20 protein-coding genes are annotated in these 18,480 nt (G+C 65.2%); 8 read left to right on the top strand and 12 right to left on the bottom strand.

Translation table 11 applies throughout. The annotated features are described in order from the left end of the window. Positions 1–19: 19 nt before the first annotated feature. The 9 genes from ACSBOB_RS29250 to ACSBOB_RS29290 all read right to left on the bottom strand — a co-directional run bounded on the left by ACSBOB_RS29250 (position 20) and on the right by ACSBOB_RS29290 (position 8,624). Positions 20–253, bottom strand: a complete 234-nt coding sequence (locus ACSBOB_RS29250; protein WP_442579533.1) for a DUF6429 family protein — start codon at positions 251–253, stop codon at positions 20–22. A gap of 58 nt (positions 254–311) precedes the next feature. Then, positions 312–1,283, bottom strand: coding sequence for an ABC transporter permease (locus tag ACSBOB_RS29255; protein ID WP_442579534.1), 972 nt, complete (start codon positions 1,281–1,283; stop codon positions 312–314). After that, complete coding sequence (locus ACSBOB_RS29260; RefSeq protein WP_442579535.1) at positions 1,280–2,221, bottom strand: ABC transporter permease; 942 nt, start codon at positions 2,219–2,221, stop codon at positions 1,280–1,282. The genes ACSBOB_RS29255 and ACSBOB_RS29260 overlap by 4 nt, the downstream gene beginning before the upstream one ends. A 226-nt stretch (positions 2,222–2,447) precedes the next feature. Further along, positions 2,448–3,194, bottom strand: coding sequence for an ATP-binding cassette domain-containing protein (locus ACSBOB_RS29265; RefSeq protein WP_442579536.1), 747 nt, complete (start codon positions 3,192–3,194; stop codon positions 2,448–2,450). Next, positions 3,187–3,924: an ATP-binding cassette domain-containing protein gene (locus ACSBOB_RS29270; RefSeq protein WP_442579537.1), complete on the bottom strand. Its 738-nt coding sequence runs from the start codon at positions 3,922–3,924 to the stop codon at positions 3,187–3,189. Before ACSBOB_RS29270 ends, ACSBOB_RS29265 begins: the two co-directional genes overlap by 8 nt. Before the next feature lie 295 nt (positions 3,925–4,219). Further along, positions 4,220–5,407 carry an ABC transporter substrate-binding protein gene (locus ACSBOB_RS29275; RefSeq protein WP_442579538.1) on the bottom strand — a complete coding sequence of 396 codons (1,188 nt, stop codon included), beginning with the start codon at positions 5,405–5,407 and terminating at the stop codon, positions 4,220–4,222. 43 nt (positions 5,408–5,450) lie between these two features. Then, positions 5,451–6,587 (bottom strand): extracellular solute-binding protein, encoded by a 1,137-nt coding sequence (locus ACSBOB_RS29280; protein WP_442579539.1) that lies wholly within the window; start codon positions 6,585–6,587, stop codon positions 5,451–5,453. Positions 6,588–6,906: 319 nt separating this feature from the next. Further along, the gene (locus ACSBOB_RS29285) at positions 6,907–8,067 is read right to left on the bottom strand and encodes a CaiB/BaiF CoA transferase family protein (protein WP_442579540.1); all 1,161 of its coding nucleotides are present in this window, start codon (positions 8,065–8,067) and stop codon (positions 6,907–6,909) included. A 5-nt stretch (positions 8,068–8,072) separates the two neighbouring features. After that, positions 8,073–8,624, bottom strand: coding sequence for a MaoC family dehydratase (locus ACSBOB_RS29290; RefSeq protein WP_442579541.1), 552 nt, complete (start codon positions 8,622–8,624; stop codon positions 8,073–8,075). Between the two features lie 202 nt (positions 8,625–8,826). Here ACSBOB_RS29290 and ACSBOB_RS29295 point away from each other — a divergent pair, with 202 nt between their 5' ends. The 8 genes from ACSBOB_RS29295 to ACSBOB_RS29330 all read left to right on the top strand — a co-directional run bounded on the left by ACSBOB_RS29295 (position 8,827) and on the right by ACSBOB_RS29330 (position 16,424). Next, positions 8,827–9,921, top strand: coding sequence for a lactonase family protein (locus tag ACSBOB_RS29295; RefSeq protein WP_442579542.1), 1,095 nt, complete (start codon positions 8,827–8,829; stop codon positions 9,919–9,921). A gap of 96 nt (positions 9,922–10,017) precedes the next feature. Next, complete coding sequence (locus ACSBOB_RS29300) at positions 10,018–11,445, top strand: aldehyde dehydrogenase family protein (RefSeq protein WP_442579543.1); 1,428 nt, start codon at positions 10,018–10,020, stop codon at positions 11,443–11,445. Positions 11,446–11,568: 123 nt separating this feature from the next. Next, the gene (gene sppA, locus ACSBOB_RS29305; RefSeq protein WP_442579544.1) at positions 11,569–12,525 is read left to right on the top strand and encodes a signal peptide peptidase SppA; all 957 of its coding nucleotides are present in this window, start codon (positions 11,569–11,571) and stop codon (positions 12,523–12,525) included. Between the two features lie 82 nt (positions 12,526–12,607). Then, positions 12,608–12,892, top strand: a complete 285-nt coding sequence (locus tag ACSBOB_RS29310; RefSeq protein ID WP_349005487.1) for an integration host factor subunit beta — start codon at positions 12,608–12,610, stop codon at positions 12,890–12,892. 98 nt (positions 12,893–12,990) lie between these two features. Beyond that, a complete protein-coding gene (locus tag ACSBOB_RS29315) occupies positions 12,991–13,326 on the top strand; it encodes a LapA family protein (RefSeq protein ID WP_442579545.1) in 336 nt (111 codons plus the stop codon). A 62-nt stretch (positions 13,327–13,388) separates the two neighbouring features. Next, complete coding sequence (locus tag ACSBOB_RS29320) at positions 13,389–13,982, top strand: hypothetical protein (RefSeq protein ID WP_442579546.1); 594 nt, start codon at positions 13,389–13,391, stop codon at positions 13,980–13,982. A gap of 71 nt (positions 13,983–14,053) precedes the next feature. Continuing rightward, the gene (locus ACSBOB_RS29325; RefSeq protein ID WP_442579547.1) at positions 14,054–15,019 is read left to right on the top strand and encodes an ornithine cyclodeaminase family protein; all 966 of its coding nucleotides are present in this window, start codon (positions 14,054–14,056) and stop codon (positions 15,017–15,019) included. A gap of 106 nt (positions 15,020–15,125) precedes the next feature. Further along, a complete protein-coding gene (locus ACSBOB_RS29330; RefSeq protein WP_442579548.1) occupies positions 15,126–16,424 on the top strand; it encodes a sensor domain-containing diguanylate cyclase in 1,299 nt (432 codons plus the stop codon). Between the two features lie 252 nt (positions 16,425–16,676). On the opposite strand, the gene ACSBOB_RS29335 is transcribed toward ACSBOB_RS29330, so the two are convergent. The 3 genes from ACSBOB_RS29335 to ACSBOB_RS29345 all read right to left on the bottom strand — a co-directional run bounded on the left by ACSBOB_RS29335 (position 16,677) and on the right by ACSBOB_RS29345 (position 18,453). Next, positions 16,677–17,117: an EVE domain-containing protein gene (locus ACSBOB_RS29335; RefSeq protein ID WP_442579549.1), complete on the bottom strand. Its 441-nt coding sequence runs from the start codon at positions 17,115–17,117 to the stop codon at positions 16,677–16,679. Then, positions 17,117–17,488, bottom strand: coding sequence for a VOC family protein (locus ACSBOB_RS29340; RefSeq protein ID WP_442579550.1), 372 nt, complete (start codon positions 17,486–17,488; stop codon positions 17,117–17,119). The genes ACSBOB_RS29335 and ACSBOB_RS29340 overlap by 1 nt, the downstream gene beginning before the upstream one ends. A gap of 278 nt (positions 17,489–17,766) precedes the next feature. Beyond that, positions 17,767–18,453, bottom strand: a complete 687-nt coding sequence (locus ACSBOB_RS29345) for a helix-turn-helix transcriptional regulator (protein WP_442579551.1) — start codon at positions 18,451–18,453, stop codon at positions 17,767–17,769. Between the last annotated feature and the right edge of the window lie 27 nt (positions 18,454–18,480).

An 18,480-nucleotide genomic window follows, 5' to 3' on the forward strand; every position in this document is an offset into this window, starting at 1 on the left:
GACCGGCAAGCCGGCGAAATCACTCCTTCGAATGACCAAACAACACCTCGAACAAGCGCTCGGATTGCCTCAAGCCTTCGTCCGTCAAGACGACAGACTTCGCCTTGTTCGCCGGATTGTGGATCAGCCCCTTCTGGTAGAGCCGATCCATCACATCCCAATCGTGCCCCTTCCAGGCGCGGTTGCCGTCGTGCAGCGTCAGTTGCAGCAGCGCCAGGACGGCATCGTCAATCTTGTCGGTGTCGATGTCCATGGACGCAAATTATCGCGGCGACTGCCGAAGTACCAGACTGATCACCGCGCGGTTCGGGCTAAATCGTCGTGCTGACATGCCGCTCGCGGCCGTAGAGCGAGACCAGCAGCACGATGATCAGCCCGAGCGCCGCCTGCACCGCCGCCGGCTGAAAACCCAGGCCGATCAGCAGCGTGTTGATCTCGGTCAGGACAAGCACGCCGGCGATGGTGCCGAGATAGCTGCCGCGCCCGCCCACAAGTGCTGCGCCGCCCACCACCACCGCCGCGATGGTCTGGAACAGATAGGGCTGGCCGACATCGCCATAGGCCGAGCCGGTGAAGCCAAGCAGCAGCACACCGGCCACCGCCGCGAAGAAGGCGCTTGCCGCATAGGTCATCGCCCACATCTTTACGGGATCAATCAGCGCCAGGGGTGCGGCGCCCGGATTGCTGCCCAGCACGTAGAGCCGCCGCCCATAGGGCGTTCGCGCCAGCACGAGCGCGATAAGCGCCGTGAGCAGCGCGACGCAGGGCACCAGCCACGGCACCGGCAGCGGGCCGACCGAGCCGCCGATCGACACGAAGGCCGAGACGGCGGGCGGCGCAGAGCCCGACGGAAACCCCTTCGTCCACAGCAGCACCAGCCCCTGCACGATCATGCCGATACCCAGCGTGACGATCAGCGGATGGATATCCAGCCCGCGCGAGATCAGGCCGTTGAGCCCGCCTATGACGATCGCCAGCACGCCGACCACCGCGCACACCAGCACAAAATGCCAGCCCTGCCCGTAAAGCTGCGCCGCCACGACATTGGCGAAGCCGATGACGAAGGGGATCGACAGGTCGATGCCGCCCAGGATCACCACCAGCGTCTGGCCGATCGAGGCAACCGCCAGCAACGCGGCCAACACCAGGATGGCGCGGATGGCGAAGGGCGCTGAATATCCCGGGATCAGCAGCGTACCGACGACATGCAGCAGGATGGCGACCGCGAAGGCGCCGGCGATGCGGCCGTTGGTGCTGGCGAAAAAGGCGCGGTCCAACCTCATCGCGCGGCCCTCCTGGCCGACAGGCGTTCCTGCACCGCGGTCAGCATGACGGCGGCCACCAGGATCGTGCCGTAAGCCACCTGCAGCACATAGGTCGAGACGTTGAAGGCGGTCAGCAGGCTTTGCAGCAGAAAAATGTCGATGGCGCCGATCGCCGCCCCCACCAACCCGCCCTTGCCGCCGGCGAGGCTGACGCCGCCCAGCGCCACCGCCGCGATGGCGATCAGCGTGTAGGTCGGGCCGATGTTCGGGTCGGCCGAGCCGATCAGCGCGGTCAGCATCAGGCCGGCAACCGCCGCCAGCATACCGGTCATCACATAGGCGATGAACCGCACTTTTGTGACCGGCACGCCGGCCGTATAGGCGGCGCGGTCGTCGCTGCCGACGGCCATGAGTTGGTCGTAATAGGGCGTCTGCCGCACCAGCCACCAGGTAAAAAAGATCGCGGCCAGCGGCAGGATCGACAGCGGCCCGGCAAGCGCCTTCAGCCAGGCCGGCGCCGGCCCGACCGGCGCGGGCAGGATGGTCAGCGTCACGCCGGCAAGGATCAGGTATGTGCCGAGCGTCGCCACGATCGGCTGGATGCGCAGCACCGTCGCCATGAAGCCGTTGGCAGCACCGACCGCCGCGCCTACCAGCAACGCCGCCGGCAGGATGATCCACGGCGAGGAGATGCCGGCCTTCAGGAACAGCATTTGGATGACGATGGCGTTGACGAAGCCCATCAGCGGCCCGACGGAAATATCGATGCCGCCCCGGCCCGCCAGGATCACCGGCGCCGAGGCCGCCGCCGCGCCGATCAGCGGCGCCGCCAGCCCGATCAGCGTGCCCCAGGCGGCCGGATGAAACCGCGCCGGGTTGAGGACCAGGTTGATCGCCAGCAGCACCACCAGCAGGATCAGCGCGAAGCCGGCGTTGCGGAAGAGCGAGCCGATCATGCGGGCTCCCGTTTATTGCACGGATTAAAGCGAGCGCCCCTTCGCACCCCCCTCTGTCCTGCCGGACATCTCCCCCCTAAGGGGGGAGATTGAGCCGACCGCTCGGCTTTCGCCAACCGCCAACGTTGCGGGAAAAGCGGCAAGGCCGACGCTGCCAATCTCCCCCCTTGCGGGGGAGATGTCCGGCAGGACAGAGGGGGGTGCGACAAAGCGCAAAATGACGTCATCACGCCGCCCGCCCGAACATGGCAGCAATCACCGCATCGGTGGTCATGGCAGCACCTGACATTTCCGCCGCCACCTCGTGCTCGCGAAAAACCAGGACGCGATGACAAAGCACAAGAATCTCCTCGATCTCGCTGGAGAGGATGACGAGAGCCATGCCCTCGGCCGCTAGCCCACGGAACACGTCGTACAGCACGTGCCGCGTGGCGACGTCGACACCGCGCGTGGGATCGTTGAGCAGAAGCACTTTCGGCTCCAGCGCCAGCGCGCGGGCGAGAAGTACCTTTTGCTGGTTGCCGCCTGAAAGGGTTGTGATCGCCGCGTCCGGCCTCGGTGCCAGGATCGACAGCTTTTCGCGAAAGGTCTCGTAGCGGCGGCGGCGCTCGGCCGTGCTGATCAGCCCTATCCGCGCATCCTTGCCGACCGTCGAGATGGCAAAATTGTCGAGCACCGACTGGGTTGGAAAGATGCCCGTCGCCCGCCGGTCGCGCGGCAGGTAGGCGATGCCGCTCGCGACCGCCTTGCGGAAACCGGTGACCGGCACGCGCCGGCCAGCAGCCGTGTCGATCGAGATCGCGCCCGCTGAAGGCGCTTCCAGCCCGGCCAGCATTTTTAGAAAAGTCTCCTGGCCATGGCCGTCCAGACCGGCCAGACCGACGATCTCGCCGCCCGCGATGGTCTGCGAGGTTCTGGCGCTGCCCGGTTTCAGGCCGACGCCATCGATATGCAGGACGGTGCGGTCAGACATGCGCCAACTCCGCCGCCGTCTGCGGCGCCATGGCCTTCAGCAATTCGGCCGGCGTCGAGGCGCCGCGCTCCTCGGTGCGCACCACCTTGCCGCCGCGCAGGATCGAGATGCGGTCGGACAGGCCCATCACCTCGTCCATGCGATGGGTGATGAACAGGATCAGCGTGCCCTGCCCCGCCAGCTCGCGCATCAGCGAAAACACCGCCTCGCGGTCGGCGAAGTCGAGCGCCGCGGTGACCTCGTCCAGGATCAGGATTTTTGGAACGCGCACCACGGCGCGGGCCAGCACGACCAGTTGCTGCGCCGCCAGTGGCAGCAGGCCCGCCGGCGCATCCAGCGGCACCTGCGTGCGCGCGAACCGCGCAAGCACGGCTTCGGCCCGCGCCTTGCGCTGGTTGCGCGGCACGTTGCGTTTCAGGAGGCCGTCAAGGCCAAGCAAAATGTTGTCGGTCACCGAGCGGTCGGGCGCGATCAGCACTTCCTGGAAAACCGTGGCAAAGCCCGCCGCCTGGAAGGTCGCGGGGTCGCGCCCCGAAAACGGCTTTCCGCCGAGCAGGATTTGGCCTGCGTCCGGCTGCACGATACCGGAAAGCAGTTTCACCAGCGTGCTCTTGCCGGAGCCGTTCTCGCCGAGGATGGTGTGGATCGTGCCGGCGCGGAAGCCGATGGAAGCACCCGACAGCGCGACGGTCTCGCCGTAGCGTTTGGAGATGGCGCGGACTTCAAGCATGGGCAAGTCCGGACGTTGGAGAAAGATCGCTACGATCCTCGCTCTGTAGCACCCCCCTCTGTCCTACCGGACATCTCCCCCTCAAGGGGGGAGATTGGCAGCTTCGCCATAGCCGCTCTTCCTGCAGCCTTGGCGAGTGGCCAAGCCAGATCGGCCGACGCAATCTCCCCCCTTGGGGGGGAGATGTCCGGCAGGACAGAGGGGGGTGCGAAGGAGCGCCCGGCATATCAAGATACCTCATGCAAACACGAAGCCGGCCTTTGATCAGGCCGGCTTCGTCAAAGCTGTGATCAGCCTACTTCGCGCAGGCGTCGGGCACCTTCGCATAATCCCAGCCCTTGGTCGGCGCGGGGTTGGCGAAATACGCGTCGAGCCACTCTTCCGGCATCGGATCGGTCGGCGGCACCGGGAATACCGACACGGCGTCCGCCGTCATGCAGTCCTTGTACCATTTGTCGAGATCGGCATTGTGGACCGGCGGGATCGGGATCAGCAGCGTGTTGAGTTTTGGCTTCTGGCCTTCAAGCGTGCGCACGCCGACGCGGAACAGCGTCTGCGCGGTCCAGCCCGGCAGCACGGCATGGCCCTCGAAGCGGTATTTTTCCGGATTGGCCTTCCAGTAGCCGAGCGCGTCGCCGGTGATCGAGCCGGTGATCAGCGGCGCCGGGCGACCGGCCTCCGAAAACGCCTCGGCGACGACGCGGCTTTCGCTGCCGGTGGTCCACACGGCGTCGATCGGCGCCGGGTTGGTGGCGATCGCCTGCAGCACCACGGTCTTGGTGACGTTGGCCGTCCAGTTTCCGTTGACCGAGCGGGCGACCTTGAGGCCGGTGTTTTCCGCCAGCGCCTTGTCGCCGCCCTCGCGCTCCTGCACGACGATCGGGTGGCCGGCGATGCCCTCGACCAGCAGGATGCTGGAGTCCGGCTTGGCCTTGGCGATCGCCGTCATCATGTCATAGCCCCAGCGGGCATAGTTGGAATCGACGTTGATGGCGTTCGGGCTGGTGACCGAACCGGCCGCCGTGATGAACGGGATGCCCTTGGCGGCGGCGGCGTCGATCGCCTCGTCCAGCGCGGTGGCCGAGCCGGGGATCGAGGTGATGATCGAGCAGCCCTTGTCGATGAAGGCGCGGATCTGGTTGATCTGCTGGGCGGCGTCGTTGTTCGAGTCCGAGACCTCGAAGCTCGCAACCGTGCCGTCGGCGATCAGGCCGTCAACCAGGCGCTTCAGCTCGTTGGTCACCGAGACTCGCCACGGATTGCCCTGGTAGGATTCCGAATGGCACCATTTCCAGGGTTTTGCCGGCGGGGTGAAATTGTCCCAGGCGGAAGGCAGCACCTTCTGCGGCGCGCCGTCGTATTGCGCTTTCAAATCGGCCGGCAGACCGCCGATGACACCCGACACATCTTGCGCGCCGGCGGCAGTGGCAAGCGAAACCAAGGCAGTTGCGGCCGTAAGGCCGCGAAGCAGTCCATTCATCATCTTCTCCTCCATTGCAGTCCACCGCCCAGCGAATGCCGGCCGGCTATTTTTCGAAACTTTTCCGGAACAGTTTGTTCAGATCGGCCACCACCGTCCGCGCGGCGTCCCCCGCCACGAGGCCCGCATTGATGCGGTCCGACGCAGCCTGCTGGAAACCCATGTAACCGTCGTGGCGCGGCCGAACCCAGGCGCCCTCCAGCGTCTTTCGCGTATTGCGATAAAAGCCGTGGGTCGCGGCGTTGACCGCCTCGTCCTCCCAGGCTTTTGCATGGCCGGGCTGCCCGCCGGCCGCCGCATAGGGGCCGCGCTGGACGTCGCCGCTCGCCACCCAATAGGCGAAATCGATCGCCGCGTCCTTCGCCTTGGAAAAAGCCGAAACGGCGATGCCGGTGCCGCCCAGCGCCGAGCCGGCGAGGCCCGCCTCGCCCGCCATCGGCATGTCGGAAAAAGCCAGCCGGCGCGGCCGGAAACCATCCATGGCATAGCTGACATAGCCATAGATCAACGGCGCGCAGAGATAGGGCGAGTTCCCTTCCGCCATTTTCTCGGACACTGCGATGGGGTCCATCGACAGGCAGGCGGGGTCGAGCAGCGCGAAGAACTCCCGCATCATCTCGTACACTCGCTCGCCCGCGGCCGTGTCGATCAGGTCGCCGGGGCCGGTCACGGCGCAGGGCGTTCCCAGATTGGCGGCGAGCGTGAAGAAGACCATCAGCGAATGCGGCGCCCGCAGCGATTGCAGCACCTTGCCCTGCCGCGCAAGATCCAGAACCTCGCTCCAGCGCTCGACCGGGCGTTCCAGTCTATCCGGCCGGTAGGCCTGCACGGGGCTGGCCGCATCGATCGGAAAGGCCCACTGCCGGCCCTGCCACAAATAGCTCGGACAGGACTGGCCGACGCTCGCCTCGGCCATCGCCTCGCGCTCTGCCTCGCGGCCGGGCACGTCCAGCGGCGCGAGGCAGTTTTCGGCAGTGATCTGGCCGACATGCGGATGGTCGATGACGATCAGGTCGTAAGCCTTGGCCAACTCCTCGACGGGGAAGGATTCGAAATCCTGCAGCGAGCGCTTGTCCCAGTCGATCGAAACGCCGGTCTTTTCCAGCCATAGTTTCGCGCAGGCGACCATCGGATCGTAGCCGCGCGGATGGCTCCAGGTCATGCCTTTGAGGGTGATGCTCATGGGAATGTCTCCCCATGGTTTTCAGAAGGAACGACATATGCCGCACTCCGTCCAGCACCCCTCATCCGACCTCGCTTCGCGAGGCCACCTTCTCCCACAAGGGGAGAAGGGGAGTTTCGCGCCGGCCTCGCAACTAATCGCCAACGTTGGAGATTTGCAGCGGCCGTGCGGCCGCGCTCCACCTTCTCCCCTTGTGGGAGAAGGTGGCCGAGCGAAGCGAGGTCGGATGAGGGGTGTTGGACGGAGTGCGAGTTCGACCACCTTCCGCCTTCCCGTCCTTCACGGGAGGCAGACAAGCAGGTGAGGGGCAGAGCCAGCCTCACAGCCCGAACTCCGCACGGATTTTTGCGCTGTGCTCGCCCACCAGCGGCGCGGCACGATCCACCTTGGGGCGCACGCCGTCGACACGCAGCGGCGAGCGCGTGGTCAGGATCGATACGTCGTCCTCGCGCGTCACCGTCTGCAGCATGTCCAGAACCTTGAAGCCGTCGCTCTCGAACAGTTCCGGCCAGTTGAGCACCTTGGCGCACCAGATGTCGGCCGGCTCCAAAATGGCCAGCCATTCGTCGATCGTCTTCGTCGCGATCTTCTGCGCAATGATCGCCTTGATCTCGTCGCGCGCCGTGAACCAGGTCGCCGGCTGTCCGCTATAGGCCGACAACTCGTCCTCCAGCCCCAGCAGCCCCGCGAGTTTCGGGATCGGCGTCATGGCGATCGCCAGAAACCCGTCCTTCGCCGGATAGACGCCATAAGGCGCCGACAGATAGGCGTGCGCGGAGCGGAAAGAGGAGCGGCGCGGCAGGCGGTTGCCGTCGTTCAAATGCGTGGTCAGCACCTCGAACTGGAAGTCGACCAGCGCCTCCAGCAGGCTGGTCTCGACATGCCCGCCCCTTCCGGAAATGCCGCGCCGCACAAGTGCGGCCAGAATGCCCTGGCAGGCTGCCGCTCCCGCCAGCATGTCGGCGATCGCCAGGCCGAACGGCACCGGCCCCTGGTCCTCGTCGCCGTTCAGCCACATGACGCCGGAGCGCGACTGCGCCAGCAGGTCCTGTCCGGGTCGTTTCACCCACGGTCCTTCCTCGCCATAACCGCTGATCGAGGCATAGACGATGCGCGGATTGAGCGCCTTAACCGCCTCGTAGTCGAGGCCCAGCCGCTCGATCACGCCCGGCCGGAAATTCTGGATCAGCACGTCGGCCTTGGCCAGCAGGCCGCGCAACGCCTTCAAATCCGCCTCGTCCTTCAGGTCGACGGCAAAACTCTCCTTGGCGCGGTTGATGGCGTGAAAGATGGTGGAATCGCCGCCGATCTCGGTGTCGCTGAGGTAGAGCCTTCGCGACAGGTCGCCGCCGTCCGGGCGCTCGATCTTGATCACCCGCGCGCCGAGGTCGAGCAGGCGCAGCGAACAATACGGCCCCGACAGGAACTGGCTCATGTCGACGACGACGAGGCCGGCAAGCGGGAGTTCGGATTCGCTCATAAAAATTACTTCTCGGTCTTGCCGGCGAAATCCGCCGGGTTCTTGTATTTCACCGTCTGCAAATGCTCGCAGTAGAGCACCAGTTCGCCCTCGCCCTTGAACACCTCGTAGCTGGCGCGGATCAGGCCGAGGTCCTTGTATTTCGGGCGTTTGTCGAGGTTGGTGCGGATCGAATAGATCGTGTCGCCGACGAAGACCGGCTTGATGAAGCGGAGCTTGTCGTAGCCGTAGGAAAAGGCGTTGGTGCAGTTGGTGGCGACCAGCCCCAGACCGGCCGAGAACACGAAGGCGCCGGCAATCAGCCGCTGGCCGAAAATGCCTTCCTTCTCCGCGAACATCCGGTCCTGCACATAGGGATGGATGTCCAGTACCAGCGTGTTGAACAGATGGCTGTCGCCCTCCGCCATGGTGCGACGCAGCGAGCGGATTTTCTGGCCGACCGGCCAGTCCTCGTAGAACCAGTTCTCCGCGTTCCACACCGGTATCTCGGCGTGGCTTTCGGGCATGTCGGACGGATGCGTCGACGAAACGCCGACGGTCGGCGCGAAACCTGTCATTGCCTAAACGAGGCCGCGCGTCATCGATGCGAGATGGGTCACGGCTCCTCCCTGCGATCTTCTCTCATGAATATGTTTTTCACATATGGGGCTTGTTTGCAAGCCTCGTTGTCGTCATTCTGCCTACGAGAACATGCGACGGGCGACTGCGGGCAAAAGATTTCGGCAGCCGCCGAAATCGTCGCGATCGGGGGAGGGAAAGATGGCGGAACTGCTGGTTTTCGTGGGCTCGCTGAACCGCGAGGCGCCCTATTTCCAGGGCGCGCGCGGCGTCGGGCTGTCCGTCTACAGCTTTGACGAAGACACGCTCGCCATAACGAAACTGGCGGAGACGAACGAGGTCGACAACCCGTCCTTTTTGTCCGTGACGCCCGACGGCAGCCGCATCTTTGCAAACAGCGAAGTGTTCGCCTGGCGCGAGGGTGTCGTCACCGCCTATGGCTTCGACCGCGAAACCAGCGCGCTCACCTACATCAACAAGCAGCCGACGCTGGGCTCGATCACCGCCCACAATTTTGTCACCCGTGACGGCACGAAACTGCTGGTCGCCAATTACGGCATGGGGTCCGGCGGGCCGGACCAGTCCGTCGTGGTCTACGGTATTCGCGACGACGGCGGGCTGACCGCGCCACTGGCCAGCGTCGCCCACGAAGGCACCGGCCCGAACCAAGCCCGGCAGGAGCGCAGCCACGCCCACAGCGTCACCGAGGCGCTCACCGGCAACATCGCCATCGTCGCCGATCTCGGCATCGACTGCCTCGTCACCTACCGCATCGAGACCGACGGTTCGCTTTCGCCGCTGCAGGAAACGGCGTTGAAGCCCGGGGCCGGGCCGCGCCACATCGCGCTGCATCCGAACGGCAAATTCGTCTTCGTCATGAACGAACTCGATTCCACGGTCGTGTCGCTGGCGCTCGACGCCGAGACCGGCGGTTTTGCCTTCATCGACGCCAAACCCGCCGTGCCGGCCGAAGCACGCGACCACAACCATTGCGCCGACATCCAGATCTCGCCGGACGGCCATTTCCTCTACGGCTCCAACCGCGGCCACGATTCCATCCCGATGTTCGCCGTCGACCAGGACACCGGAAAACTGACGCTGGTCGACTACACGCCTTGCGGCGGCGCGACCCCACGCAACCTCTGCCTGACGCCCTCCGGCAACCATCTGCTTTCCGCCAACCAAAATGCCGACCGCATCACGATCTTTGCCCGTGATGCGGAGACGGGGCGACTGGCCGACACAGGCCATGCGATCGGGATCGGCACGCCGATGTGCGTGAAGATCGTCGTTTGACGAACCCGCGATGCCGCGCGGGCGACAGACAAGGGCGGGTCCGTAGTTGCCGGCGCAATCCCGCCACGCTACGCATAGGGCAAACAGGAGCCACCCATGTCGCATCACCTTAACTTTTTCATCGACGGCAAGTGGGTCGATCCCGTCGTGCCCGCCACGCTCGACGTCATCGATCCCTCCACGGAAGAGGCCTACACCAAAATCTCCGTCGGCTCGAAGGCCGATGTCGACCGCGCCGTGGCGGCCGCCAAGGCGGCGTTCCCGAAATTCGCGCAGACCACGAAGGCCGAGCGGCTGAAACTGCTGAAGCGCATCCTCGAAGTCTACAACGACCGCTTCGAGGACATCGCCCAGGCGGTCAGCCAGGAGATGGGCGCGCCGATCACCTGGGCGCGCGAGGCGCAGGCCTGGGCCGGCCGCGCCCATATGGAATCGACCATCAAGGCATTGGAAGACTACGAGTTTTCCGAACAGCGCGGCGGCACCATGGTGGTGAAGGAGCCGATCGGCGTCTGCGCGCTGATCACCCCGTGGAACTGGCCGCTGAACCAGATCGTCTGCAAGGTGGCGCCGGCCATCGCCGCCGGCTGCACCGTGGTGCTGAAACCCTCCGAGATCGCGCCGATCAGCGGCATCATCTTCTCCGAGGTCATGGAAGCGGCCGGCACGCCGAAAGGCGTCTACAACATGATCAACGGCACCGGCCCGGACGTCGGCCAGGTCATGGCAGGGCATCCGGACGTCGATATGGTGTCCTTCACCGGCTCCACCCGCGCCGGCATCATCGTCGCCAAGACCGCGGCCGATACGGTCAAGCGCGTCGCCCAGGAGCTCGGCGGCAAATCGGCCAACATCATCCTGCCCGACGCCGACTTCGCGCACGCTGTGAAGAAGGGCGTCGAAGGCTGCTTCGGCAATTCCGGCCAGTCCTGCGACGCGCCGACCCGCATGCTGGTGCCGGCCAGCCGCCACGACGAGGCGCTTGCCATCGCCAAGGACGCCGCGGAGGCTTTCAAGGTCGGCGATCCGCGCTCGGAAGACACGCAGCTTGGCCCGGTGGTCAGCCAGATCCAGTTCGACAAGATCCAGGGCCTTATCGAAAGCGGCATCGCCGAGGGCGCAACCGTCGTCACCGGCGGCAACGGCCGCCCCGGCCATCTCAATCGCGGCTATTATGTCCGGCCGACCGTGTTCGGCCACGTGCGGCCCGGCATGCGGATCGAGAAGGAGGAGATCTTCGGCCCGGTGCTGTCGGTCATCTCCTATGACGACGAGGACGAAGCCGTGAAGATCGCCAACGACACGGTGTACGGGCTGGCGGCCTACGTCCAGTCCCAGGACATCGGACATGCCCGGAAAGTGGCGGGGCAACTGCGCGCCGGCCAGGTTTCGATCAACTACCCGGACTGGGACACATTCGCACCGTTTGGCGGCTACAAGCAGTCCGGCAACGGCCGCGAGTACGCCGACTGGGCGATCCACGACTTCCTCGAGACCAAGGGCATCATCGGCTACGGTGCGTGAGGCATCCGCGTCCTGCCGGATGCGGCGATGCCGGCGATCTGCCGGCACGTCACCTCATTGGCGGTAGCCGAGGCCGGTAACATGCGCTAGATGTTTGGCTTTCCCCCGTTCGCGAGGAAAGTTATGGCAACGACCGCCGACGACCTCATCGATCGCCGCAGGCTGCGGCGCAAGCTCACCTTCTGGCGCGTCTGCGCCCTTCTTGTCGCCGCCGTCGCCATCATCGGCGCGGCGGTGGCGCTCTTTGGCAAGGAGTTCGGCGGAAAATCCGTCGACCACATCGCCAAGGTGAAGATCGAAGGCACGATCCTCGAGGACGAGGCGCTGCTGAAGGTGCTGGACGACGTCAGGAAGGCGTCGAGCGTCAAGGGCGTCATCCTGTCGATCGATTCTCCCGGCGGCACCACCGCCGGCGGCGAGGCGATCTTCGACGCCGTCCGCTCGCTTGCCGCCGCCAAGCCGGTCGTGGCGCAGGTCGGCACGCTCGCGGCGTCCGCCGGCTACATGATCGCCAGCGCCACCGACCACATCGTGGCGCGCAAATCGTCGATCGTCGGCTCGATCGGCGTGCTGGCGCAGTTCCCGAACTTCACCGGCCTCATGGACAAGCTCGGCATCACGCTGGACGAGGTCAAATCCTCGCCGCTGAAGGCCGAACCCTCGCCCTTCAACCCGACCACCGAGGAAGAGCGGGCGATGCTGCGCTCGATGATCCTCGACAGCTACGACTGGTTCGTCGGCATCGTCGCCGACCGCCGGCCGCTGACGCGGCCCGAAGTGCTGGTGCTGGCGGATGGCTCGGTCTTCACCGGCAGGCAGGCGCTGGCGAACAAGCTGGTCGACGGGCTGGGCGGCGAGAAGGAGGCGATCGCCTGGCTGTCGAGCAAGGGGGTGACGGGCAGCCTGGAAGTGATCGAATGGAAGCCGAAGAAGGAGGATGCGGGCTGGCTGTTCAGCAAGTCGGCTGCGCAAGCGGTGGGCCAGGCGATCGGACTGCCGGGAGCCGGCGCGGATATCCTGAGGGAAAGCGGTGCCGACCGCTTGTTCCTTGACGGTCTCGTATCAGTCTGGCACCCTTGAGGCGGCTCCGGCCCGATTGAAAAACACGAATAAAATCATCCGCCTACTCTTTAGAACAAGTTAATTGACGGGGACAGCGCTCATGATCAAGTCCGAACTCGTGCAGATCATCGCCACACGCAATCCGCATCTTTTTCTCCGTGACGTCGAAAATATCGTCAGCGCCATATTCGACGAAATCACCGACGCGCTCGCCGAGGGCAACCGCGTTGAGCTTCGCGGCTTCGGCGCCTTCTCGGTCAAGAACCGCCCTGCCCGCACCGGCCGCAACCCGCGCACCGGCGACGCAGTCGAGGTCGAGGAGAAATGGGTGCCGTTCTTCAAGACCGGCAAGGAGCTTCGAGAGAGGCTGAACGCCGAAAAATAGCCTGTTTGGCCGGTTTAGGGCTATAGTCGGACAGGGCCGGGCCGAACACGGCGTGTTTCGGAAGTCCCGGCCTGCCGGTCATCAGCTTTGGAAAGATCATGTTCAATCGCATCGTGCTCATCGTCGTGTTCGTGCCGCTCGCCATCATCCTGATCGCGCTGGCCGTGGCAAACCGCGCGCCGGCGGCCTTCACCTTCGATCCGTTCAATCCCGGCAATCCGGCGCTGACCGTGCAACTGCCGCTGTTCTTCCTGCTGTTTGCAGCACTCGTCGTCGGCATGATCGTCGGCAGCCTCGCCACCTGGTTCAAGCAGGGCCGCTACCGCAAGGCTGCCCGGCAGCGCGGCATCGAGGCGCAGGCGGCGCGCGACGCCGCCCAGCGCCAGAACCGGGCGACTGTTTCCAGCACGGCGCTGCCAAAACCTTCCACGTGAGGGCACGTCCCGCCCCGTGACGCATACGGATTTGCATGCATTCCGATTGAAAAGGGGGAACCATGGCCGGAAAACTGTCTTTCGACGCGATACCGAAACTGCCCGACAACTGGTGGGACAGCACCGACGCCCAAACGGTCTGGACCGTGTGGGACAAGGACACGTTCTACCTTTGGGGCGCAAATTCCGGCAACCAGTTCGTGCCGCGCGGCCAGCCGCTGAACGGCGGCGGCATGGCGAGCGTCGACAAGGGGCCGACCCGCGGCATAGGCCACCCGCACTATGTCGGCATCGACACGATGGCGCTTTCGAAGACGGTCAATGACGGTGTTTTCGCCACGCTCAAATCGGAGTTGGGAAACGGCAAGAACATCGTCGTTCCGGTCTATCTGAAGCATGGCGACCACAACAACGGCTGTTACGGATTGGGCACCGGCTACGGGCTGGATGTCACGGACCACGTCCAGATCCACGCCTATGTCTGGGAGAAGCTGCTGGACCTCGCTTCGGTTGCCGCCGACACCTCGATCCCGGCTGAGATGTGGACTCCCGACGTAATTCAATACAAGCCGCTGCCGGCACATACCCCGCGTGTTGCGCTGCCCGACATGGCGACGGTGAAGGCCTGGGCCGCCAAGCTTGCCGCGGCGGGCTGAGGATTGGCGGCTCTGATGATTTTTTCCGCCAGGTGCCGGTCCTGGCCCAGGCCAGCGCCGCGAGGGTATGCATGAAGATGATCGATGCCGCCGCCGTGGACGGCGCGCTGAGCTTTCCCGGTCTCGTGGAGACGTTGCGCGAGACGTTCCACAAGGGCGCGGTGCAGCCGGTGCGGCATCATCACACGATCGAGCGGCCCGACGGCGCCGCGTCGACACTGCTGCTGATGCCGGCCTGGACCGACCTCAACGCCGCCGGCACATCGGATGGCGGGCATGTCGGCGTGAAGATCGTCACCGTCTCGCCCGACAACAATGCGATCGGCAAGCCGGCTGTCATGGGGCTTTATCTCCTTCTCGACGGCAGGACCGGCGAGCCGCAGGCGCTGATCGACGGCCAGCGGCTGACGCAATGGCGCACGGCCAGCGCCTCGGCGCTCGCCGCAAGCTACCTGGCGCGCGAAGATGCCTCGAAATTGCTGATCGTCGGAGCCGGCGCGCTCTGCCCGTTCCTGGCAAAAGCCCATTCCGCGGTGCGGCCGATCGACGAAATCCGCATCTGGAACCGCACGGCGGCCAATGCCGGAAAAGCTGCGGACCTGCTCCGCCGTGACGGGCTGACGGTCAGCATTTCCGACGACCTCGACGAGGATCTCGGCTGGGCCGACATCGTGTCCTGTGCGACCATCTCGATCCACCCGCTCGTCAAGGGCGACAGGCTGCGGCCGGGCACGCATGTCGACCTCGTCGGCGGCTTCACCCCCCACATGCGCGAGGCCGACGATGCGGCGATTGTCCGCGCCCGCGTCTATGTCGATACCCGCGCCGGCGCGACCAAGGAGGCCGGCGACATCGTCCAGCCGCTGGCATCCGGCGTGCTGAAGCCCGACGACATCGTCGCCGATCTGCACGAACTGGCGCGCGGCGAGAAGCTTGGCCGGCAGGGCGCCGACGAGATCACGCTGTTCAAATCGGTGGGCGCCGCGCTCGAGGATCTTGCCGCCGGCATCGCCGTATACGAGGCTCATAAGGACTGATGCTGGCGGGCGGTGCGTCCAGGTGTTAACTGGAAGCTAAGAACCGCCCAGCACTAATGCTTTTGGTACGGAACGCCTTGGCGGCTTGCGTTTGGATTGTCTGCGGATGAAGGACGCAAGCGCTTATCGACAGTCGCCGGTGGCGCTCTGCTGGACCGACACACAGTCCAGGATCGTGGCCGTCAACGAACAGTTCGAGCGATTGATGGCGCGGTCGGCGAACGATTTGCGCGGCCGCCCGATCATCGAAATCATCCCGCTCGCCGTCGATGCGATCAACAACGCCGTCACGGCCCGCGGCGACCCGCTGGAATTCAGGCTGCCGGACCGGCGGGAGACTTTCCAGCTCGCGGCGGCGGCCGTTCAGGAAGCCGACCGGACGCCGTCGGGCCTGTCGCTGGCGATCATCGACGTTTCCAGCCAGAAGAAGATCGAAGAAAAGCTCTCCACCTTCGACGAGCGCATCGCCTTCGCCCTCGAAAGCGCCGGCCAGTGGATCTGGGAACTCGACATCGCTTCTGGCCGTGTGTGGCGCTCGCGCGGCTGGAAAGCCATCCTCGGTTTCGCGGAAGACGAACTCCCCGACGAGAACGTGGCGTGGAGCATCGTCCATCCGGACGACCGCGAGATGGCGAAGGCGGCGACGCAACGCGTGTTGAATGGCGAGGAAAGCCTGTTCGAATCGACCTACCGCGTTGGCCACAAGGACGGAAGCTGGCGCTGGATCCTCAGCCGGGGCAAGATCGTGCATGGTCACGACGGCAGCAACTCGACGCGCCTTCTCGCCACCAGCGTCGACATCACCGGCCAGAAGGAAATCGAGCAGGCGCTGGAAGCGGCGATCGCCGAGAAGAAGCAACTGGAGCAGGATCTGCGCGATGCGAACCGCAACCTGCAGCGGCTGACGGAAACCGACTTCCTGACATCGCTGTCGAACCGGCGCAAATTCGACATGGTGCTGGAAGACGAGGTGCGGCATGCCGCGAAGAGCGGCTCGACGGTCGGGCTCCTGATGATCGACGTCGACTTCTTCAAACCCTACAACGATCTCTACGGCCATGTGGCCGGCGACGCCTGCCTGCGGATGATCGCGGCCGCGTTGAACCAATGCGTGCACGCGAACTCCGCGCTGGTCAGCCGCTACGGGGGCGAGGAATTCGCGGTGGTGCTGACCAACACGACGCAGGCAGACGTGACCGGCCTGGCCGGCAGGATGTCCGACACCATTCGCCGCCGGGAGGTACCGCACGGGGGCAGCCCCTTCGGCGTCGTCACGGTCAGTATCGGCATCGCCGCCCTGAACAGCAGCGACGGCACGCGGCAAGCAGCGCAGCAATTCGTCCGGCAGGCCGACCAGGCGCTCTATCGCGCAAAGGCGTCGGGCCGCGGCACGGTCATGTCGTAGGGCCGCCCGGCATCCATTCCAACGGGTTCAGTGGATAAGGGCGGCACGGCAGGGGACAGTTTACTTAATTCCGCGGAAAGACGTGGCGTTTCAATACTGGCGCCAGCGGAATTAAGTAAACTGTCCCCGGCATTCGCGCCGGCCCGGCCGCCAGCTTCCGGCGAACCGAATTCGGGTTTTCAGGGCAGACAGGGTAAAACGACAATTGGTATTAGACTGCCCGGAACCATTTCCCTCCGGCCCACTAGAGACTCAACCGGCAATACTTTCCGTCGCACCCATCGCCTCCGCGATCAGCCGGAAATCCTTGCCGTCGATCTTCAACAGCCCGAACCGGAGCTGATAGCCCCAGTTCCGCTTGCCGGCTGTAAGTTCGAGCCGGTCGAGCAGCGGCGCGATCGGCGCTTCCATTGCATCCGCCCAGTCGACGTCGCGCCGGGAGGGGAAGAAGCCTCCGCCCATGTCGCCCTGGTACGGCTCTCCCTCGCGCACCACGCCGATCGCGGTGAAACTCTGGAGCCCGTCCTTCTCGTGGTAAACCGCGCTCGGCGAGTAATAGACGATCCCGTCGCCGGGGCGGACGCGGACAAGCGGAGCGCGCTTGCCGTGCGAGACCTGCATAAACCCTTCCCGGCGTCCCCGGCGCACATGATCGGCGGAAGCGACCGCCAGCCAGAACGATCGTTCCGTCATCATTCGCTCCCCGGATAGAAGACGCGCAGGCGGTGGCCGTCGGGATCGAGCGCGACGAAGGTGCGGCCGAAATCCATGTCCAAGGGCTGCTGGAGGATTTTCAGCCCGCGTCCGGACCAGTCGGCATGGGTCGCGTCGACGCGCTCTGCCGCATCGACGGTGAACGCGATCTCTCCACTGCCGCCGGCCGCTTCCGCGCGGGGCTCGACCGTATGCCGCGACCACAGGCCGAGCTTCAGCCCGTTGGGCAGCACGAACAGCACGAAGGTCGGCGAGGTTTCGACGGGATCGAGCCCAAGGAGGCCACGATAAAACGCGCCGCTTTTCGCGGGACTGTCGACATACAGGATGATGAAATTCGGGCTCGGCATCGGTCTGTCTCCGTTTGGATGTGGAGACCTTATGCAAAACCACTGTCAGTTTCCGGCAGCAGCCGTCACATCAGGGCAATCGCATATGAAGGTCCCCCTAACCCCTCCCCACAAGAGGGAGGGGGACCGGCTTGCGTCTCCGGTAAACGCCAGTCGTCGATGATTTTGCTCTGAAGAGCGGCCGCAAAGTTCCCCTCCCCCTTATGGGGAGGGGCTAGGGGTGGGGGTATAGCGCCGCGCAATCCTCCATCGTTTTTCATATACGATTGCCCTGGCCGTCACATCAGGTCGGTCAGGTCCTGCGCATGCCGCCATTCGGCAAGCAGGATGCGATGGCGTTTCGGCATCCGCTCACCCGTCGGTTCGGCGGAGGCGATGCGGTCCAGCCGGAAATGGCGGAAATCGCCGCGCGTCTCGCACCAGGCACCAAGCATCTCGGCGGTGTCGAAGAAGCCGACCAGCACCGGCCAGACGACGCGCTTCGTGGCGCGGCCCTGCTTGTCGGTATAGCTCAGCCGCAGCTTCTGCTCGGCGCGGATGGCCCGGCGGATCGTCGCCAAGGTACCCGCCTCCCGCGACGCCGAAGGACCGGCGAGCAGGCCGCTCGTCGCCGCCGCATCGCCCATTTCGGGCGGCAGGACCGCCTCGATCTTGGCCAGCACATTCGCCGCGGCGCGGGCCAAATCGTCGTCGCCGCGCTGCGACACGAAGCGCAGGCCGAGGATGATTGCATCGACCTCGTCCTCGCCGAACATCAGCGGCGGCAGCATGAAACCCGGCTTCAGCACGTAGCCAAGCCCCGCCTCCCCCTCGATCGGCGCGCCCTGGCCCTGCAAGGTGGCGATGTCGCGGTAGAGCGTGCGGATGCTAATGCCAAGCTCTTCGGCCAACGCCCGGCCGCTCACCGGCCGCCGATGCCGGCGCAGCGTCTGGATCAGGTCGAGCAGGCGTTCGGAACGGGACATGGCATGGTTTCGCGAGGCGACCGGCCA

The organism is Mesorhizobium sp. KACC 23794 (genome assembly GCF_052180275.1).
Lineage (GTDB): Bacteria > Pseudomonadota > Alphaproteobacteria > Rhizobiales > Rhizobiaceae > Kumtagia.

What these genes read in the sequence shown, in the direction of transcription:
- ACSBOB_RS29315 (WP_442579545.1), top strand. Translation starts at nt 12,991, where the DNA reads ATGTTCAATCGCATCGTGCTCATCGTCGTGTTCGTGCCGCTCGCCATC.
- ACSBOB_RS29255 (WP_442579534.1), bottom strand. Translation starts at nt 1,283, where the DNA reads ATGAGGTTGGACCGCGCCTTTTTCGCCAGCACCAACGGCCGCATCGCC.
- sppA (WP_442579544.1), top strand. Translation starts at nt 11,569, where the DNA reads ATGGCAACGACCGCCGACGACCTCATCGATCGCCGCAGGCTGCGGCGC.
- ACSBOB_RS29300 (WP_442579543.1), top strand. Translation starts at nt 10,018, where the DNA reads ATGTCGCATCACCTTAACTTTTTCATCGACGGCAAGTGGGTCGATCCC.
- ACSBOB_RS29325 (WP_442579547.1), top strand. Translation starts at nt 14,054, where the DNA reads ATGAAGATGATCGATGCCGCCGCCGTGGACGGCGCGCTGAGCTTTCCC.
- ACSBOB_RS29335 (WP_442579549.1), bottom strand. Translation starts at nt 17,117, where the DNA reads ATGACGGAACGATCGTTCTGGCTGGCGGTCGCTTCCGCCGATCATGTG.
- ACSBOB_RS29265 (WP_442579536.1), bottom strand. Translation starts at nt 3,194, where the DNA reads ATGTCTGACCGCACCGTCCTGCATATCGATGGCGTCGGCCTGAAACCG.
- ACSBOB_RS29310 (WP_349005487.1), top strand. Translation starts at nt 12,608, where the DNA reads ATGATCAAGTCCGAACTCGTGCAGATCATCGCCACACGCAATCCGCAT.
- ACSBOB_RS29250 (WP_442579533.1), bottom strand. Translation starts at nt 253, where the DNA reads ATGGACATCGACACCGACAAGATTGACGATGCCGTCCTGGCGCTGCTG.
- ACSBOB_RS29340 (WP_442579550.1), bottom strand. Translation starts at nt 17,488, where the DNA reads ATGCCGAGCCCGAATTTCATCATCCTGTATGTCGACAGTCCCGCGAAA.
- ACSBOB_RS29330 (WP_442579548.1), top strand. Translation starts at nt 15,126, where the DNA reads ATGAAGGACGCAAGCGCTTATCGACAGTCGCCGGTGGCGCTCTGCTGG.
- ACSBOB_RS29320 (WP_442579546.1), top strand. Translation starts at nt 13,389, where the DNA reads ATGGCCGGAAAACTGTCTTTCGACGCGATACCGAAACTGCCCGACAAC.
- ACSBOB_RS29270 (WP_442579537.1), bottom strand. Translation starts at nt 3,924, where the DNA reads ATGCTTGAAGTCCGCGCCATCTCCAAACGCTACGGCGAGACCGTCGCG.
- ACSBOB_RS29290 (WP_442579541.1), bottom strand. Translation starts at nt 8,624, where the DNA reads ATGACAGGTTTCGCGCCGACCGTCGGCGTTTCGTCGACGCATCCGTCC.
- ACSBOB_RS29295 (WP_442579542.1), top strand. Translation starts at nt 8,827, where the DNA reads ATGGCGGAACTGCTGGTTTTCGTGGGCTCGCTGAACCGCGAGGCGCCC.
- ACSBOB_RS29280 (WP_442579539.1), bottom strand. Translation starts at nt 6,587, where the DNA reads ATGAGCATCACCCTCAAAGGCATGACCTGGAGCCATCCGCGCGGCTAC.
- ACSBOB_RS29285 (WP_442579540.1), bottom strand. Translation starts at nt 8,067, where the DNA reads ATGAGCGAATCCGAACTCCCGCTTGCCGGCCTCGTCGTCGTCGACATG.
- ACSBOB_RS29345 (WP_442579551.1), bottom strand. Translation starts at nt 18,453, where the DNA reads ATGTCCCGTTCCGAACGCCTGCTCGACCTGATCCAGACGCTGCGCCGG.
- ACSBOB_RS29260 (WP_442579535.1), bottom strand. Translation starts at nt 2,221, where the DNA reads ATGATCGGCTCGCTCTTCCGCAACGCCGGCTTCGCGCTGATCCTGCTG.
- ACSBOB_RS29275 (WP_442579538.1), bottom strand. Translation starts at nt 5,407, where the DNA reads ATGATGAATGGACTGCTTCGCGGCCTTACGGCCGCAACTGCCTTGGTT.